Origin of the sequence: Bradyrhizobium sp. 26S5 (genome assembly GCF_036923295.1) — a bacterium.
Lineage (GTDB): Bacteria > Pseudomonadota > Alphaproteobacteria > Rhizobiales > Xanthobacteraceae > Bradyrhizobium > Bradyrhizobium septentrionale.
Genome location: NZ_CP145948.1, coordinates 7,708,135 through 7,722,625, shown reverse-complemented (window position 1 = coordinate 7,722,625; position 14,491 = coordinate 7,708,135). Strand labels below are relative to the sequence as shown.

Sequence of the window (14,491 nt, the reverse complement as noted above, 5' to 3'; positions counted from 1 at the left end):
AAGTGGACACCGGTTCGCGTGAAGAAAACGCGTCGAACCAAGAATCTAGAGCTTCGGTTCTGATTCAATCAGAATCGAAGCTCTAGCGCGCGGTCTCGTTGACGTTGAGCGTCCGCTCCATCACATCGCGCAGCAAACCCACCAGCAGATCGAGCTTGTATCCCGTCATCGGCAGCGGCTTTGCGCCTGATGTCGCGAGCTCGGCGGCTTGCGCAATGGTCGCCGCGTTGGCTGGCTTGCCCTGTAGCGCCGCCTCGCATGCCGCAAGCCGCAGCGGCACCGGAGCGATGCCGCCGGCGGCGATATAGACTTGCTGGAATGCACCGCCGGATATCACGGTTCGTACGCAGATCTCGACCAGCGGCCATTCCGCATGCGAGCGGCTGATGGCGCGCTTGTAGAGCGCGCGTTCGCCGGCCAGCGGGGCGGGGAGCTCGATCCGCTCGATCCGTTCGCCTGCCGCAAGCAAATTGTCGGCCGTGCCGTTGCTGCCGTCGCCGAGCAGGTCGGAGATCGACAATCCGCTGCGCCGGTCCGTGGTGACCTTCGCATCATAAGCCAACAGCGCCATCGCCATCGTCGACGGATGCGGCGCCACGCAAGGGCCGAGATCGAACGCGACGTGATAGAGATGGTTGCCCGATCGCGCCGGACAGTCGGAGCCACCCTTCTTGAGACAGGCGATCTGCGGATTGCGGAAATACCAGCAGCGCGAACGCTGGGCGAGGTTGCCGCCGAGCGTCGCCATGTGCCGGATCTGCGGCGTGGCAAGGCCCTGTGCCGCGGCAGCGATGCCGGGATAGGCCTGGGCCAGCCGCCCGTCGGATGCGATGGTCGCGATCGCAGTCAGGGCGCCGATGCGCGCCGAGCCGTCGGCGTTCCACGCGATCCCGATCGTATCGGGACTGGCGGCGAGATCGATGATCGACCCGCACGACAGGCCGCTGCGGCGGCGCTCCGACAGGTCGGTGCCGGCGGCACGGAATTCGGGCGCGTACATTGCCTCTGCGGTTGCGGCACTCATGCGGCAGCCCTCTCTTTCAGCGCGGCGACGATGCGGTCGGGACGGATCGGAATCTCGGTGAGGCGGACGCCGATCGCATTGTGGATCGCGTTGGCGACGGCCGCCGAGGTCGGCACCGTCGACGCCTCGCCGATGCCGACGCTGTTGCCGAGCACATGGTCGAAGCCGGCCTCGTCGAAATGCACATCGATCTCGGGCGTGTCGGCGATGCCCGGGATGCGATAATCCTCCATCCCCGCGGTCAGGACGTCGCCGCTGGTCGGATCCAGCTCGCGCGCCTCATAGAGCGCGTAGCCAAGGCCCTGGATCACCGCGCCGCAGGCTTGGCTGTGCGCCAGCGCGGGTGCTGCGATCTTGCCGACCGCAATCCCGGTATGCACGTTGAGCACGCGCACATGGCCGAGCCAGGTGTCGACCTCGACCTCGATCACCTGCACCGAGCTCGGCACGCCGGCGCCGACCGCGATGTTCGAGAAGCGGCGCATCATCCAGCCGAACACAAATCCCATCAGGCCGACTTCGCGCAGCGGCGAGCGGATGCCGGGCGCCGTGTTCTTGCCGTCCTCGCCGCGCGTCTCCGTGACAGCGATGTCGGGCGAGCGCGCGATCAGCTCGCGCCACGGCGCGTTCGAACCCGGCGCGGGCTTTCGCGTGGCCTGTTCGAGGATTGCGGCCTTCAGTTTCCGCACCGCCTGCTGCGTCGGCGGCAGCACGGAGGCGGTGACGCGGCTGCCGCCGGAGCCGGGCCCCTCGGGCAGCGACGAATCGCCGATCCGCACCTCGATGTCGCCGGGTTCGAGATCGAACTCGCGCGCGATCGTGTCGGCAAGCACGCTGCGGGTGCCGGTGCCGATGTCCTGCGTCGCGGTGCTGGCGATGATGCGGCCGGCCTTGACCGCGACCTCGACCTTCACATTGGGCTGCCACAGATAGAGCCAGTAACCCGTCGCGATCCCGACGCCGCGGCGATAGCGCCCGGTCTGCGCCGGCTTCCGGTTGCGCCAGATCTCGAGCCCGGATGCCCAGTCGTAGAGCCGCTGACGGTTGGGGTCAGGATCCCAGCGCTTGCGCAGGGCGATCGGATCGACGTTGAGCCGCAGCGCGGCCTCGTCGATCGCCTGCTCCACCGCGAATGCCATCGGCGGACCGCCGGGGCCGCGGAAGGCCGCGCCGGGCGGCAAATTGCTGATGACGTCGAAATCCGAAAGGTCCTTCGCCTCCGCGGGGTAGATCAGCCGCGCCAGGCCCGCGATCGTCGAGTTGGTCGCGGCCCCCGTATCGGCATGCGCGGTGACGGAGAGCGCTTTCAGGCCGCCTTTCTCGGAGGGAAGCAGCGCGACCTTCAGTTCCGCGGCCGGCCGATAGCCGGCGACGGAAAGCTCTTCCTGGCGGTCGTAGGCGACCCGCACCGGCGCCCGCGCCTCGCGCGCGAGCTCGATCGCTGCGATGGTCTCGACGCCGAGACTCGCCTTCGATCCGAAGCCGCCGCCGACGTGATCGGCGATCACGCGGACCTTGTCGTGACCGAGCTTGTAGCGTTTTGCGATCTGCTCCTTCAGGTGAAACACCTGCTGGGTCGAGGCGTGCAGGGTCAGCCGGTCGCCGTCGAAGCGCGCCACCGCGGCATGCGGCTCGAGGCACGCGTGCTGTTGCGTGGCGGTGCGGAAGGTTGCCTCGACGAGCAGCCGGTTGTTGGCCTGGCGCGCCTCGTCCACCCAATTGCGGGCCTTTTTGGCGCGTGTCGAGAACACTGCGGTCGGTCCGCGGATGTTCTGCTTCCAGGGCGCCGGCCCGCCGGCCGCTTCCGAGACATTGCCGGCCCGCTTGCGGCTCGCCTTGTCGAACACGACGGGCGCGCCATCCTTGCGTCCCGCGTCGAGCCCGATCACCGCGGGCAGGCGTTCGCTGGTCAGCTTGATCGCGGCGAGCGCGGCATGCGCGGTCTTGCGGTCCCTCGCTGCGACCGCCGCGATGGGCTCGCCAACATAGCGCACGATACGGTCGTCGCCGAGCAGCGATACCGCGGTGACGCCGGAAAGCGCCCGCGCCGGAGCCAGATCAAGCGCGGTGATGCGGGCATGCGCCTCGCGCGAGCGCAAGATCACGCCTTCGAGCTGACCATCATGGTTGATGTCGACGGTGTACTTTGCCGCGCCCGTCACCTTGTCGCGCGCCTCGATGCGGGGCGCTGTGACATTGTCGCCGTCGAAGCGGCCGGCGCAGGCATCCGCCACCGCGCGGAAAATCCCGTCATAGGCGCCGCATCGGCAGAGATGGCCGGACAGCGCCACGCCGATCTCCTCGCGCGAGGGCACGGCCGTTCCCTTGGTTGCACGCCAGCGGTCGCAGAACGCGGTCGCTTCCACGATGAAGCCCGGCGTGCAGAAGCCGCACTGCAGCGCGTCGTGCGCCATGAACGCCTTCTGCACCGGATGTAGCGTTGCGGCGCCGATGCCTTCCACCGTCGTCACCGATTTGCCGGCGGCGGCCTGCGCCGGCATCAGGCAGCTTGCGACCGGCGCGCCGTCGACCAGCACCGTGCAGGCGCCGCAGACGCCGGCGCCGCACACCAGCTTGGTGCCGGTGAGCTTGAGCTGGTCGCGCACGACGTCGATCAATAGCGCGTCGGGATCGTCGGGCAGGGATTCAACGCGGCCGTTGATGGTCGTCGTGCTCATGGATGTCCTCCTGTCGTCCTGCGTGTCGGCTTTTCCCTCATCGCCGCCTTCTTGACGGGCGGCTTTTGCGATTTCGGCATGGATTTCGGCACGGCGCCCGCGCAGAGCGTCCGCACCATCATCGCCATGTCCTTCAGGAACGCATCGGCCGGCTGCATCGCCGGGTACTGCGACTTCGATGCGTACATCGCCATTTCGACCAGCCGGGCGAATTCGGCCGGCGACAGGCCCTGCGGCAGCACAAGCTGCTGCTTGCGCACGATCCGTGAAATCGTCGCGACCATGCGCTCCGCGTAGCGCGCGGCATAGGTCTGGTAGAGGTCGCGCGCGTGCACGAGGTGCTCGGAATACAGCTCCTCGAGATGCGGCGAGCCGTCCAGCGACGCGATCATGGTCGACATCCGCGCGATCATGCCCGCGGCAAGAATGTCGCCGAGATCGCCGCCCGCCGTCTCCGCTTCGGCAACAGCGGCGTCCTCGGCCGCGATCGCGGACTCATGCACCCGCTCGATCACGGCGCGGAACAGCGCTTCCTTGGATTCGAAATGGTGATAGAGCGCCTGCCGCGTCAGGCCGGCCGCTTCGGCGACCTGCTCGATCGAGGAACGGCGAAAGCCGTGCCGGCGGAACACCAGCATCGTGGCATCGAGAATGCGGGTCTTCGGTCCCATTTGACGATTTTGACAAATATAGAAGAACTGTCAAATCGCGATTTGGTGAGGGTGGTGCTGGCGCCCCTGATCACCATTCCGCGAGGTCGCCGCGCCGCCGGCACCGGTGTGAACCGCATCACGGATGGTCGCGTCCAAGAAACGTAGAGCTTGTTAAAGGCGAGCCTGCTCGCCCGGAGCTTGCAAGGACACTGACATGGCCCAGGTTTATTTCCATTGCTCGACTACGCGCGGCGTGTTGATGGATCGCCGCGGCACCGCGGTGACCAGCCTTTCCGAGGCCTGCGAGGCGGCGACGTGCATGATGCGATCGTTGGTCGCAACGGCCAGCCTGGAAGACTGGCGCGACTGGGCCGTGCATGTCAGCGACGAGGCCGGCGACGAGATCGTCATCCTGTCCTTCGCATCCGTTCTCGGCAAACCACACTGAGAGGACGCCATGCCGTCGCTGCAGCCAGCATTGCTGCCCTTTCGCCGCGGCCTGCACGCGATCACGACCGGCTGGCAGAATCTGATCGAGCGAATTCGCGATCCCTACCGGCCCGAGCGCCACTACATGCGCGGGCCGGGCCCCAAATGGCATGCCAAGCATGCCGTCCAAGCCGCCCCGGCCGGTTGAACGCAGACCGGTTCAGCTCTCGCCTTTCGTCGGGCGATGCGTCTCGCGGCGCCACACCGCTGGGCTGACGCCGATCACGGCCGAAAACACCCGCGTGAAATGGCTCTGATTGGCAAAGCCGGCCGAAATCGCGATCTCGGACAGCGACAGGTCGCGCACCGCCATCAATTGCTTGGCCGCCGTCACCCGTTGCCGCAGCAGCCATTGGTGCGGCGGCAGGCCGGTGGAGATGCGGAAGGCGCGCGAGAAGTGGCTGACCGAGAAGCCGAACTCGGCCGCGATCTGCTTCAGCGGGATTTTTCCGCCGAGGTCGGCTTCGAGCCGTTCGCAAGCTTGCCTCGCTTGCCAGGCGGCCAGGCCTCCGCGGGTCGGGGCGGTGATGCTCCGCAGTCCGCCATAGGTCTGTGTGACGTGCGCGGTGAAGGCGAGCATCATGTGATCGATGAACAGCTGGTTGGTCTCCTCCGGCCGGCGCAATGCTTCAAGCAGCGAAGCGCCGAGATGACGGACGATGGCGTCGTCATGGCCGATACCGGGTTGATAAGCCAGTTCATCGATGCGCGGCGCGCCGGCCTGCCTGGCAATGTCGTCGAGCGCCGAGCGCGGCAGATAGAAAAAGATCGAGTGGAACGGCTTGTCGATCACATAACGCGGATCGCGCTTCAGGTCGTACAGGTAGGTTGCGCCGCTGCGGATATCCGACTTGATGACGCACCGGCCGCGTTCCCAGCACTCGCAGTCCGGATAATCGCGAAACTTGAGGCTGAGCAGATAGGCATCGTCGGCGGGCAGCGACCCGGACAGGTCGCGCACCGGGTTGTCGTTCCGCGTCTCGGTGACCGCGAGCTCCGCACTGCGCAGCGAGCGCGTGATCAGCGAGGGCGCTTCCGCCAATTGCAGCGGCCGCCCGAGCCTCCGTCCGTAGACGCCTGCCTGTGCCATATCGATCAAGTCCGACTGTAGTGGGTGACCTCGGATACCGTCACCGTCATCTCGCGTGGTCGTGGCTTATTATCCGGATTGCTGCGGTGCCGTCCAGTTCCTCACGCGATGATGAACGACCCGCACCGCGTCGATCACGGCAGTGCTATTCCAGAACAATTTCAATTGCTTTGGTACGATCGACTTTGTGGGATGCAGAATGTCGCGGCGGCGCGCTTGCAGCAGGATTGGATAAAGCGTGGCCGTTTCAGGAAAGACATTCGTACTGCGCGGCGCTTAGTTCCCGCCGACAGTTCCGCGCCTTATCGGTCCGTAGACCCTGCCCGCAGGGAGGTAGCGCATGAGCTTTCAAACGCGAGCACAGGTCATGACTAAGCCGATCCTGCACGATCCTTTGCGGGATTCGTCCGCCGCATCCGATGCCAAGCCGCCCGAGACGCCGGTCGGCCCGCGCGCTCCCGCCGACCAGGAGATGGCCCGTGTGCTCCACACGCGGCCGCTGCGCATCGCGGCCGACCCGTCGAGCGGCGCGATCGCCTATTGGAAGCACGAGGCCCTGCACGACGTCGTCCGGCCGATGGTCGACCACGTCATCATGACCTATCCCGCCGGCTCGCAGCAGCTAGAGCGGCGCACCGGCAAGGTGACTTCGATCGGCACGGCGCGTTCAGGCGTCGTGACGATCATTCCGGCCGGCTCGACCTCGCGATGGGACATCCACCAGTCGATGCATGTCGTTCAGCTCTATCTTCCGCATGCGACGCTGCAGCGCGTGGCCGGCGAAGCCGACACTGCCGCGCCTGGCGATCTCTTGGAGCGCACTGCGCATCCCGATCCCATTACATCGCGATTGTTGTTGAGCGCCGCCGACGCTCTCGACGGCGGCCAGGCGCTGGATGCGCTGTTCAGACACCAGCTGACCGATCTTCTGGCGAACCGCCTGCTGTCGGCGCATGCCGGCGTGCCCGCCGCCGTTCAGGCGACCATGGGAGGGTTGTCGCCGACCGCGCTGCGCCGCGCCACCGAGCGGTTGCGCTCGGACAGCGATGCGGACGTCTCGCTTGCGGCGCTGGCCATGGACGCCGGCCTGTCGCGCTTTCACTTCTGCCGTGCCTTCAAGGAAAGCACCGGGCTCTCGCCGCATGCCTGGCTGCGCCAGCACCGGCTCGAGCAGGCCATGAACATGCTGCGCGACACCGATACATCCGTCGTCTCGATCGCGGCGGCGCTCGGCTACAGCTCGCAGACCGCGTTCGCCGCGGCATTCAGGAAGCTGACCGGCGAAACCCCGAGCGATTGGCGTCGTCGTCTGCGGTAGCAGCAATCGCTCTTCAGGTCGGGCAATCGCTCTGGGGCACCGACAAGCCCAATTCGCTAGATCACCGTGGCGCCCACGCCAACAACGGAGACAAGCGATGGCCTGGAAGGATTTCGGCGGCTCCCTCGCAATCACGCGGCGACGCCGGGCCGTCGCGACCGCACTGATGTACGGGCTTACGCTCACCGTCCGCTTCACCACGGCAACCGGCGACGATGCCGACGCCCCGGCGCAGGCCGCTCACGGCGTCCATCCGATGACCTCGGTGATGATCAACGACGCGGCTCAGGGGCTCACCCGGAACCTCTATCCGGGCGCCGCGCAGCCGATCAGCTTTCACCGCGGTTCGCTACCCGGTACGCGCGGCTGTCGTGCGGCGCGTGGGCCGGCGCCGCGCACGCCGTTCGTATCGGGCTGCGCAGTCCGTCAATAGGCACTCACGTTCGTTTCACAGCTTCGCGTCGCAGCTCGCGACAGGTTTGACCGTCAGCGGCAAGCGGCGGCGGCGACGCGCGGACATCAGAGACTGTCAACCCAGAGGAGATATCCCATGCGACTGGTCATCATTGGCGCCGGCTTTGCCGGCATGTACGCCGCACTTTCCGCAGCCCGCCTGCGCGACATCAAGGGCGTTTCGCCCGAGGAGCTCGAGATCGCGCTGGTCGCGCCGGAGCCGACTTTGGTGGTCCGCCCGCGGCTCTACGAGCCCAAGCCGGAGACGCTGACCGCACCGCTGCTCGACGTCTTCAACGCGATCGACGTCGTCTATGTGCAGGGCAGCGCCGAGGCCGTCGACACCAAGGCGCGTACCGTGCAGATCGTCACCGCCAAGGACGCACGCAAGACGCTGCCCTACGATCGGCTGGTGGTGGCGACCGGCAGCCGGCTGTTCCGCCCGAACGTGCCGGGCCTTGTTGAGCATGGCTTCAGCGTCGACAACCTTCAGGACGCGATCGCTCTCGACCGTCATCTGCATGGTCTCGCCAAGCAGCCGGCCTCGGTGGCGCGCGACACCGTGGTCGTAGCCGGCGGCGGCTTCACCGGCATCGAGGCGGCGACCGAGATGCCGGCGCGGCTCAAGGAGATTCTCGGCAACGACGCCAGGCCGCGCGTCATCATCGTCGAGCGTAACGCCGCGATCGCGCCCGACATGGGCGAGGAGCCGCGTCCGATCATCGAGGAGGCGATGCGCAAGCTCGGCGTCGAGGGCCGCTTCGGCGCCGGCGTCGCCGAGGTCAGCAAGTCCGGCGTCACGCTCTCCAGCGGCGAGCATATCGAGGCCGCGACCGTGGTCTGGGCGGCGGGCATCCGCGCCGCGCCGCTGACCGCGCAGATCCCGGCCGAGCGCGACAATTCCGGCCGGCTGCTGGTCGACCGCGATTTGCGCGTGCCGGCGGTCGTAGGCGTGTTCGCCACCGGCGATGCGGCGCGCGCCGCATGCGACGACGACGGCAACTACGCGCTGATGTCATGCCAGCACGCCACGCGGATGGGCGCCTTTGCCGGCAACAACGCCGCCGCCGAGCTGCTCGGCGTCCCGACCAAGCCGTATCACCAGAAGGCCTATGTCACCTGCCTCGATCTCGGCGAGGCCGGCGCGCTGTTCACCCGCGGCTGGGAGCGCAAGGTCGAGATGGTCGGCGACGTCGCCAAGAAGACCAAGCGGGAGATCAACACCGTCTGGATCTATCCGCCGCGCGCCGAGCGCGCCGCCGCGCTCGCATCCGCCGATCCGGAGCACGTCACCGAAGTCTAACACTCCCGACATCGGCCGCGCCCTGCACGGGGCGCGGCCACCCTCGACCGCCATATCTGGAGCTCACCAAAGTGAAACACGAGACCGTGCGTACATCGTCGTTCGCGATGCCGCTGACCAGTCCGGCCTTTCCGCCCGGGCCGTACCGCTTCATCAACCGCGAGTATTTCATCATCCAGTACCGGACCCATCCCGACGCGCTGCGCCGCGTGGTGCCTGAGCCGCTGCAGCTGACCGATCCGGTGGTGAACTACGAGTTTATCCGCATGCCGGACTCGACCGGCTTCGGCGACTACACCGAGAGCGGCCAGGTCATTCCGGTGTCGTACAACGGTCAGCTCGGCGGCTTCACTCATCAGATGTTCCTCAACGATCATCCGCCGATCGCGGGCGGGCGTGAGCTGTGGGGTTTTCCCAAGAAGCTGGCGCAGCCGAAGCTCGAGGTCGAGATCGACACGCTGGTCGGCACCCTGAACTACGGTTCGGTGCGGATCGCGACCGGAACCATGGGCTACAAGCACCGCGCGCTCGACATCGCTGCCGAAGCCAAGAAGCTCGCCGCGCCGAACTTCCTCCTCAAGATCATTCCGCATGTCGATGGCACGCCGCGCATCTGCGAGCTGGTGCGCTACCACCTCGAGGACGTCACAGTGAAGGGCGCCTGGACCGGACCGGCTGCGCTCGACCTGTACTCGCATGCGCTGGCGCCTGTCGCCGAGCTGCCGGTGCTGGAGGTTCTCTCCGCCAAGCACATACTTGCCGACCTCACGCTCGGGCTTGGCGACGTGGTGCACGACTATCTCGCCACGAGCCAGGCGACACCGCATCGCGGCGGCGACGTCTTGACCGCCGCGAATGCCGGCTGACCGGCCGCAACCCGTCCATCAGGAGATCCAGCAATGCTGAACGTGATGCGCGAGCAGATCAATCCGCTGTCGCAGCAGACCATGTCGCTGCCCTACGATGTCGTGGCGCTGGTGCTACAGGGCGGCGGCGCGCTCGGCGCCTATCAGGCCGGCGTCTATGAAGGCCTGCACGAGGCGGGCATCCGGCCGAACTGGCTCGCCGGCATCTCGATCGGCGCGCTCAACGCCGCGATCATCGCCGGCTCGCCCGAGGGAGAGCGCGTCGAGCGGCTGCGCAAATTCTGGGAAGGCATCTGTGCCGCGTCGGTGGAATGGCTGGCCGGCGAGGGGCTCGCCAATGCCCTGCCGTTCGCCTTCGACATGCGCTCGGCGCACAATGCGCTGGCGGCGATGCGCGCCTTGTTCCAGGGGCAGCCCGGCTTCTTCAAGCCGCGCTTCCCGCCGCCGTTCCTGTCGCCATTCTCGGGCGCCGCCGCGACAAGCTTCTACGACACCTCCGCATTGCGCCAGACGCTGGAACAGCTCGTCGACTTCGATCGGCTGAACTCGGGAGGAGTGCGCGTCAGCGTCGGCGCGGTCAACGTGCGCACCGGCAATCTGACCTATTTCGACACCGCCGAGCGCCGGCTCGGACCGAAGCACTTCATGGCGTCGGGTGCGCTGCCGCCAGGCTTCCCAGCGGTCGAGGTCGACGGCGAGCACTATTGGGATGGCGGCGTGGTTTCGAACACGCCCTTGTCCCGCGTGCTGTCCAGCGAGCCGCGCGACACGCTGACCTTCCAGATCGATCTGTGGTCGGCGAAGGGCCGCGTGCCCAACGACCTGATGGAGGTATCGAGCCGGCAGAAGGACATCCAGTATTCCAGCCGCACTCGCGCCATCACCGACCAGGCGCTGCGAATGCAGAAGATGCGTCAGGCGTTGCAGCGGACGCTCGCACTGCTGCCCGAGAGTGTCAGGCAGGATCCGGAAATTCGCGAGATCGCCGAGATGGCCCGCCATCGCTCCTGCAACATCATTCACCTGATCTACCAGTCCAAGATCCATGAGCGTCACTCCAAGGACTACGAGTTCGGGTTGAGCGCGATGCGCGCGCACTGGCAAAGCGGGTTGGAGGATATCCGCCGCACCCTGGCGGATCCGAGCCGCCTCGACCGGCCGGCGCCCGAGCGCGGCATCGTCACCCACGACATCCACCGCCGCGACTGAGTTGCGGCGCCTCACATCCTCACAGCATCGAAAGGAAACTCCCATGTTGAAAGGCAAGGTTGCCATCGTCACCGGATCGACCAGCGGCATCGGGCTCGGCATTGCCAGGGAACTCGCCAGACTGCGCGCCGACATCGTCTTGAACGGCTTTGGCGACGCCAGCGAGATCGAGGCGATCCGCGGCGGCATCGAACGCGAGCATGGCGTGCGCGTCAGCTACGACGGCGCCGACATGTCGAAGGAAGATGCCGTGCGCGGCCTGGTCACCGCGACGGTTGCCAAGTTCGGCCGCCTCGATATCGTCGTGAACAATGCCGGCATCCAGTTCACCGCGCCGGTCGAGGAATTTCCGGCCGCCCGCTGGAATGCCATCCTGGCGATCAATTTGTCGGCTGCATTCCACAGCATTGCCGCCGCGGTGCCGCAGATGAAGAAGCAGCGCTGGGGCCGTATCGTCAACATCGCCTCCGCCCACGGCCTCGTTGGGTCGACGCACAAGGCGGCCTATGTCGCGGCCAAGCACGGTCTGATCGGCCTGACCAAGGTGGTAGGCCTGGAGACCGCCGGCAGCGGCGTGACCTGCAACGCGGTTTGTCCCGGCTGGGTGCGCACGCCGCTGGTCGACAAGCAGATCAACGACATCGCCGCGGAGCGCGGCATCAGCCAGCAGGATGCTGCGAGAGATATGCTCGCCGAAAAGCAGCCGTCGCTCGAGTTCGTCTCTCCGGCACAGCTTGGCGGCACCGTCGCCTTCCTGTGCTCGGGCGCAGCCGACCAGATCACGGGAACCGCGATCTCGGTCGATGGCGGCTGGACGGCGCGATAGCGCATGGCCATCGCCCATGTCACTGCTCGCCAGAGGCTTGCTCGCCTTCCAAGGGCCGGATGATTCCGCGGATGACACCATGGAGCTGTCGCGCATGGAGGCGCGACTGCCGGCTTTGCTCAGCGTGATCGCCGGAATGGTCGACTGTACCGGCTTTTTCACGCTGGGTCACGTCTTCACGGCTCACGTGACCGGCAACCTCGTGCTGGCAGCGGGCGTTGCCGTCGACGGCGGCTCGTTCCATTGGGCGCAGTTGTTGACCATCCCGGTCTTCATGCTGGCGCTGGCAACCGTCTGGCTGATTGCTCGCGCATCACGCTTGCACGGTGCAAGACTGGTGCGGCTATTGCTGCTGGTTCAGTTTCTGATCCTTGCAGCGTTGCTGGCCTTCAGCATCATCGCCAGGCCATCCATCGATCCGGCTGGATGGTTGGCGGGCACGGCGGCGATGATGGCGGTGTCCGCCATGGCCTGTCAGTACGCGCCCTGCGCCTCGCGGTGCGGGGCGCGATCTCGACTGCCGTGATGACCGGCAATCTGGCCAATGCCGTCTTGTCGGTGATGGACCTGCTTTCGGTCCGTCATCCTCTGATGCCGCGTGATGCGACGCCGTTGAAGCATTCGCTTGGCCGCTTGGCCGGGTTCCTTCTGGGCTGTGTGATTGCCGCGGCGGCGGTTTCGCTGGCCGGAGATTGGACCTGGTCGCTACCCGCGGCACTGGCGTGCGCTGCGATCGCGGTGCGGTGACTGCGGTCGAGGTCGCACCCGGGATCCGCATGCACGCCGCTCTCGCGCGCAGGGTCGCTTCGCTGCGCGGTTGTCGTTCGTCGCTCGCCTCGATTCAGTTTAGAACAATCCTAAGAATTGCATTGAAAGACGGGACGCATCGTCGCAGTTCCCTGATGCTCTCGTTGCGAGATCGCAACACGATCAACGATAAGTCCAACACTGGACGAGTTCTAATCCGCAAGCGGCTGTGCGCATCCTTCGTCGTGTTAGTGACGGCGAGCAAAAGCGTACCTGGAATTAGGCGACGGAAATTGACTGCGACCACCACTTCCCTGCGGCGATGGGGCGCCGTCCACAAATGGACCAGCCTGATCTGCACCTTGTTCATGCTGCTGTTGTGCATCACCGGCCTGCCGCTGATCTTCCACGAAGAGATCGATGACCTCCTGCACAACCAGGTCAAGCCGGCCGAGGTGCCGGCAGGCACGCCGCCGGCCAATCTTGACCATCTGCTTGGCAACGCGCTGGCGCGGGCGCCGGGCAAGGTGCCTCACTTCCTGATCTGGGATCGCGACGAACCCGGCGCGATGTGGGTCAGCGTCGGTCCGACGATCGATGCCGATCCGACCAACAACCTGCTGATCCGGATGGACACGCATAGCGGCGCCTATCTCGATTCCCCCGATGTGACCGGCCGCTTCACCTACATCATGCTGAAGCTGCACACCGACATGTTCGCGGGCTTGCCCGGAAAGCTGTTCCTCGGATTGATGGGGATCCTGTTCTGCGTCGCGATCATTTCCGGGATCGTGGTCTATGCGCCGTCGATGCGGAAGCTGCGTTTCGGCGCCTACCGTGCCCAGCGCACCCGCGTCGTGCGCTGGCTCGATGTCCACAACCTCGCCGGCATCCTGCTGGTCGCCTGGACGCTGGTCGTCGGCTTCACCGGGGTCATCAACACCTGGGCCGATCTCGTCGTGAAGATGTGGCAATTCGGCCAACTCGCCGAAATGACCGCGCAGTATCGCGACCGGCCGGTGCCGTCGAAACTGACCTCGCTGAATGCGGCGGTCGAGGTGGCCAAGCATGCGGTGCCCGGAATGACGCCGAGCTTCGTCGCGTTCCCAGGCACGACCTTCAGCAGCAAGAGCCATTACGCGGTCTTCCTGCGCGGCGATACGCCGCTGACCTCACGGCTGCTGAAGCCGGCGCTGATCGATGCGGAAACCGGCAAGCTGACCGACAGCCGCGACATGCCCTGGTATGTGACGACGCTGTTCGTCTCGCAGCCGCTGCATTTCGGCGACTATGGCGGCATGCCGCTCAAGATCGTCTGGGCGCTGCTCGACATCCTCACCATCTTCATCCTCGTGACCGGCGTCTATCTGTGGTGGCGCCGCCGCAAGGCGGGCGTGAGCCAGGAACGCGCCATCGCCAACGCCGCCTCGATCGATACCCCTGCGCTCTCGTCGTGATCAGCATGGTCTCGCATCGCTCCGTGACCCAGATCTTCGCCGCGCCTCTCGTCATCGCGATCGTGAGCACGGTGGGATTGGTCAGCGCACTCGTCGGTGACGGCTGGTGGGATGCCGTCTCATGGGCGGCGCTCGGCCTGCCCGTGCTGCTCTATCTGGCGTTCATCTGGCGGCGCCGGACGGATTGATCGGAATATGCGCATCTCTGTGGTGTCTCAACCGCGGAGATGCGGAAGAAATCGAACAAGCAATCGAACAAGCGCTCGCCGCCGCGCAAATGCCTGGCGTGCGGGATTGCGCCGGTGCGAGCCCCAAGGATCATCTGCCACGGCTGCATCGGCACGGCCGCCGCGATCGAGGCCGTTCGCAAGTCCAGAG

14 protein-coding genes and 1 pseudogene are annotated in these 14,491 nt (G+C 66.3%); 11 read left to right on the top strand and 4 right to left on the bottom strand.

The window, feature by feature from the left end; all coding sequences use genetic code 11:
* Positions 1-82 precede the first annotated feature (82 nt).
* From V5279_RS36375 to V5279_RS36365, 3 genes are read right to left on the bottom strand one after another with little or no spacing between them, the layout of a single operon-like run.
* Positions 83-1,024 (bottom strand): FAD binding domain-containing protein, encoded by a 942-nt coding sequence (locus V5279_RS36375; protein WP_338691790.1) that lies wholly within the window; start codon positions 1,022-1,024, stop codon positions 83-85.
* The gene (locus V5279_RS36370; protein ID WP_338691789.1) at positions 1,021-3,702 is read right to left on the bottom strand and encodes a molybdopterin-dependent oxidoreductase; all 2,682 of its coding nucleotides are present in this window, start codon (positions 3,700-3,702) and stop codon (positions 1,021-1,023) included. Before V5279_RS36370 ends, V5279_RS36375 begins: the two co-directional genes overlap by 4 nt.
* Positions 3,699-4,373, bottom strand: a complete 675-nt coding sequence (locus tag V5279_RS36365) for a TetR/AcrR family transcriptional regulator (RefSeq protein ID WP_166303758.1) — start codon at positions 4,371-4,373, stop codon at positions 3,699-3,701. The genes V5279_RS36370 and V5279_RS36365 overlap by 4 nt, the downstream gene beginning before the upstream one ends.
* A gap of 196 nt (positions 4,374-4,569) precedes the next feature.
* Here V5279_RS36365 and V5279_RS36360 point away from each other — a divergent pair, with 196 nt between their 5' ends.
* Both V5279_RS36360 and V5279_RS36355 read left to right on the top strand, forming a co-directional pair.
* Positions 4,570-4,803: a DUF6894 family protein gene (locus V5279_RS36360; RefSeq protein WP_029082016.1), complete on the top strand. Its 234-nt coding sequence runs from the start codon at positions 4,570-4,572 to the stop codon at positions 4,801-4,803.
* A 9-nt stretch (positions 4,804-4,812) separates the two neighbouring features.
* Positions 4,813-4,992, top strand: a complete 180-nt coding sequence (locus V5279_RS36355) for a hypothetical protein (protein ID WP_166303761.1) — start codon at positions 4,813-4,815, stop codon at positions 4,990-4,992.
* A gap of 12 nt (positions 4,993-5,004) precedes the next feature.
* Here V5279_RS36355 and V5279_RS36350 read toward each other — a convergent pair whose 3' ends face one another.
* A complete protein-coding gene (locus V5279_RS36350; RefSeq protein ID WP_338691788.1) occupies positions 5,005-5,934 on the bottom strand; it encodes an AraC family transcriptional regulator in 930 nt (309 codons plus the stop codon).
* A 367-nt stretch (positions 5,935-6,301) separates the two neighbouring features.
* Between V5279_RS36350 and V5279_RS36345 the strand changes: the two genes are divergently transcribed.
* The 9 genes and pseudogenes from V5279_RS36345 (at position 6,302) to V5279_RS36300 (ending at position 14,301) form a co-directional block, all read left to right on the top strand.
* The gene (locus V5279_RS36345; protein WP_338691787.1) at positions 6,302-7,252 is read left to right on the top strand and encodes an AraC family transcriptional regulator; all 951 of its coding nucleotides are present in this window, start codon (positions 6,302-6,304) and stop codon (positions 7,250-7,252) included.
* 97 nt (positions 7,253-7,349) lie between these two features.
* The gene (locus V5279_RS36340) at positions 7,350-7,685 is read left to right on the top strand and encodes a hypothetical protein (protein WP_338691786.1); all 336 of its coding nucleotides are present in this window, start codon (positions 7,350-7,352) and stop codon (positions 7,683-7,685) included.
* Positions 7,686-7,802: 117 nt separating this feature from the next.
* Positions 7,803-9,008, top strand: a complete 1,206-nt coding sequence (locus tag V5279_RS36335) for an NAD(P)/FAD-dependent oxidoreductase (RefSeq protein WP_338691785.1) — start codon at positions 7,803-7,805, stop codon at positions 9,006-9,008.
* Between the two features lie 71 nt (positions 9,009-9,079).
* On the top strand, positions 9,080-9,874 hold the full coding sequence (locus V5279_RS36330) for an acetoacetate decarboxylase (protein WP_338691784.1): 795 nt from the start codon (positions 9,080-9,082) through the stop codon (positions 9,872-9,874).
* Between the two features lie 33 nt (positions 9,875-9,907).
* A complete protein-coding gene (locus V5279_RS36325; RefSeq protein ID WP_338691783.1) occupies positions 9,908-11,083 on the top strand; it encodes a patatin-like phospholipase family protein in 1,176 nt (391 codons plus the stop codon).
* Positions 11,084-11,126: 43 nt separating this feature from the next.
* A complete protein-coding gene (locus tag V5279_RS36320) occupies positions 11,127-11,909 on the top strand; it encodes a 3-hydroxybutyrate dehydrogenase (RefSeq protein ID WP_338691782.1) in 783 nt (260 codons plus the stop codon).
* Positions 11,887-12,656 (top strand): annotated as a pseudogene (locus V5279_RS36315) (DUF1275 family protein). Before V5279_RS36320 ends, V5279_RS36315 begins: the two are co-directional and overlap by 23 nt.
* Positions 12,657-13,024: 368 nt before the next feature.
* Positions 13,025-14,113, top strand: coding sequence for a PepSY-associated TM helix domain-containing protein (locus V5279_RS36305; RefSeq protein WP_338701581.1), 1,089 nt, complete (start codon positions 13,025-13,027; stop codon positions 14,111-14,113).
* Positions 14,114-14,118: 5 nt separating this feature from the next.
* Positions 14,119-14,301 carry a hypothetical protein gene (locus tag V5279_RS36300; RefSeq protein ID WP_338691779.1) on the top strand — a complete coding sequence of 61 codons (183 nt, stop codon included), beginning with the start codon at positions 14,119-14,121 and terminating at the stop codon, positions 14,299-14,301.
* Positions 14,302-14,491 lie beyond the last annotated feature (190 nt).

Coding starts and splice junctions, on each gene's coding strand:
- V5279_RS36375 (WP_338691790.1), bottom strand. CDS start 1,024: ATGAGTGCCGCAACCGCAGAGGCAATGTACGCGCCCGAATTCCGTGCC.
- V5279_RS36370 (WP_338691789.1), bottom strand. CDS start 3,702: ATGAGCACGACGACCATCAACGGCCGCGTTGAATCCCTGCCCGACGAT.
- V5279_RS36365 (WP_166303758.1), bottom strand. CDS start 4,373: ATGGGACCGAAGACCCGCATTCTCGATGCCACGATGCTGGTGTTCCGC.
- V5279_RS36360 (WP_029082016.1), top strand. CDS start 4,570: ATGGCCCAGGTTTATTTCCATTGCTCGACTACGCGCGGCGTGTTGATG.
- V5279_RS36355 (WP_166303761.1), top strand. CDS start 4,813: ATGCCGTCGCTGCAGCCAGCATTGCTGCCCTTTCGCCGCGGCCTGCAC.
- V5279_RS36350 (WP_338691788.1), bottom strand. CDS start 5,934: ATGGCACAGGCAGGCGTCTACGGACGGAGGCTCGGGCGGCCGCTGCAA.
- V5279_RS36345 (WP_338691787.1), top strand. CDS start 6,302: ATGACTAAGCCGATCCTGCACGATCCTTTGCGGGATTCGTCCGCCGCA.
- V5279_RS36340 (WP_338691786.1), top strand. CDS start 7,350: ATGGCCTGGAAGGATTTCGGCGGCTCCCTCGCAATCACGCGGCGACGC.
- V5279_RS36335 (WP_338691785.1), top strand. CDS start 7,803: ATGCGACTGGTCATCATTGGCGCCGGCTTTGCCGGCATGTACGCCGCA.
- V5279_RS36325 (WP_338691783.1), top strand. CDS start 9,908: ATGCTGAACGTGATGCGCGAGCAGATCAATCCGCTGTCGCAGCAGACC.
- V5279_RS36320 (WP_338691782.1), top strand. CDS start 11,127: ATGTTGAAAGGCAAGGTTGCCATCGTCACCGGATCGACCAGCGGCATC.
- V5279_RS36305 (WP_338701581.1), top strand. CDS start 13,025: ATGCTGCTGTTGTGCATCACCGGCCTGCCGCTGATCTTCCACGAAGAG.
- V5279_RS36300 (WP_338691779.1), top strand. CDS start 14,119: ATGGTCTCGCATCGCTCCGTGACCCAGATCTTCGCCGCGCCTCTCGTC.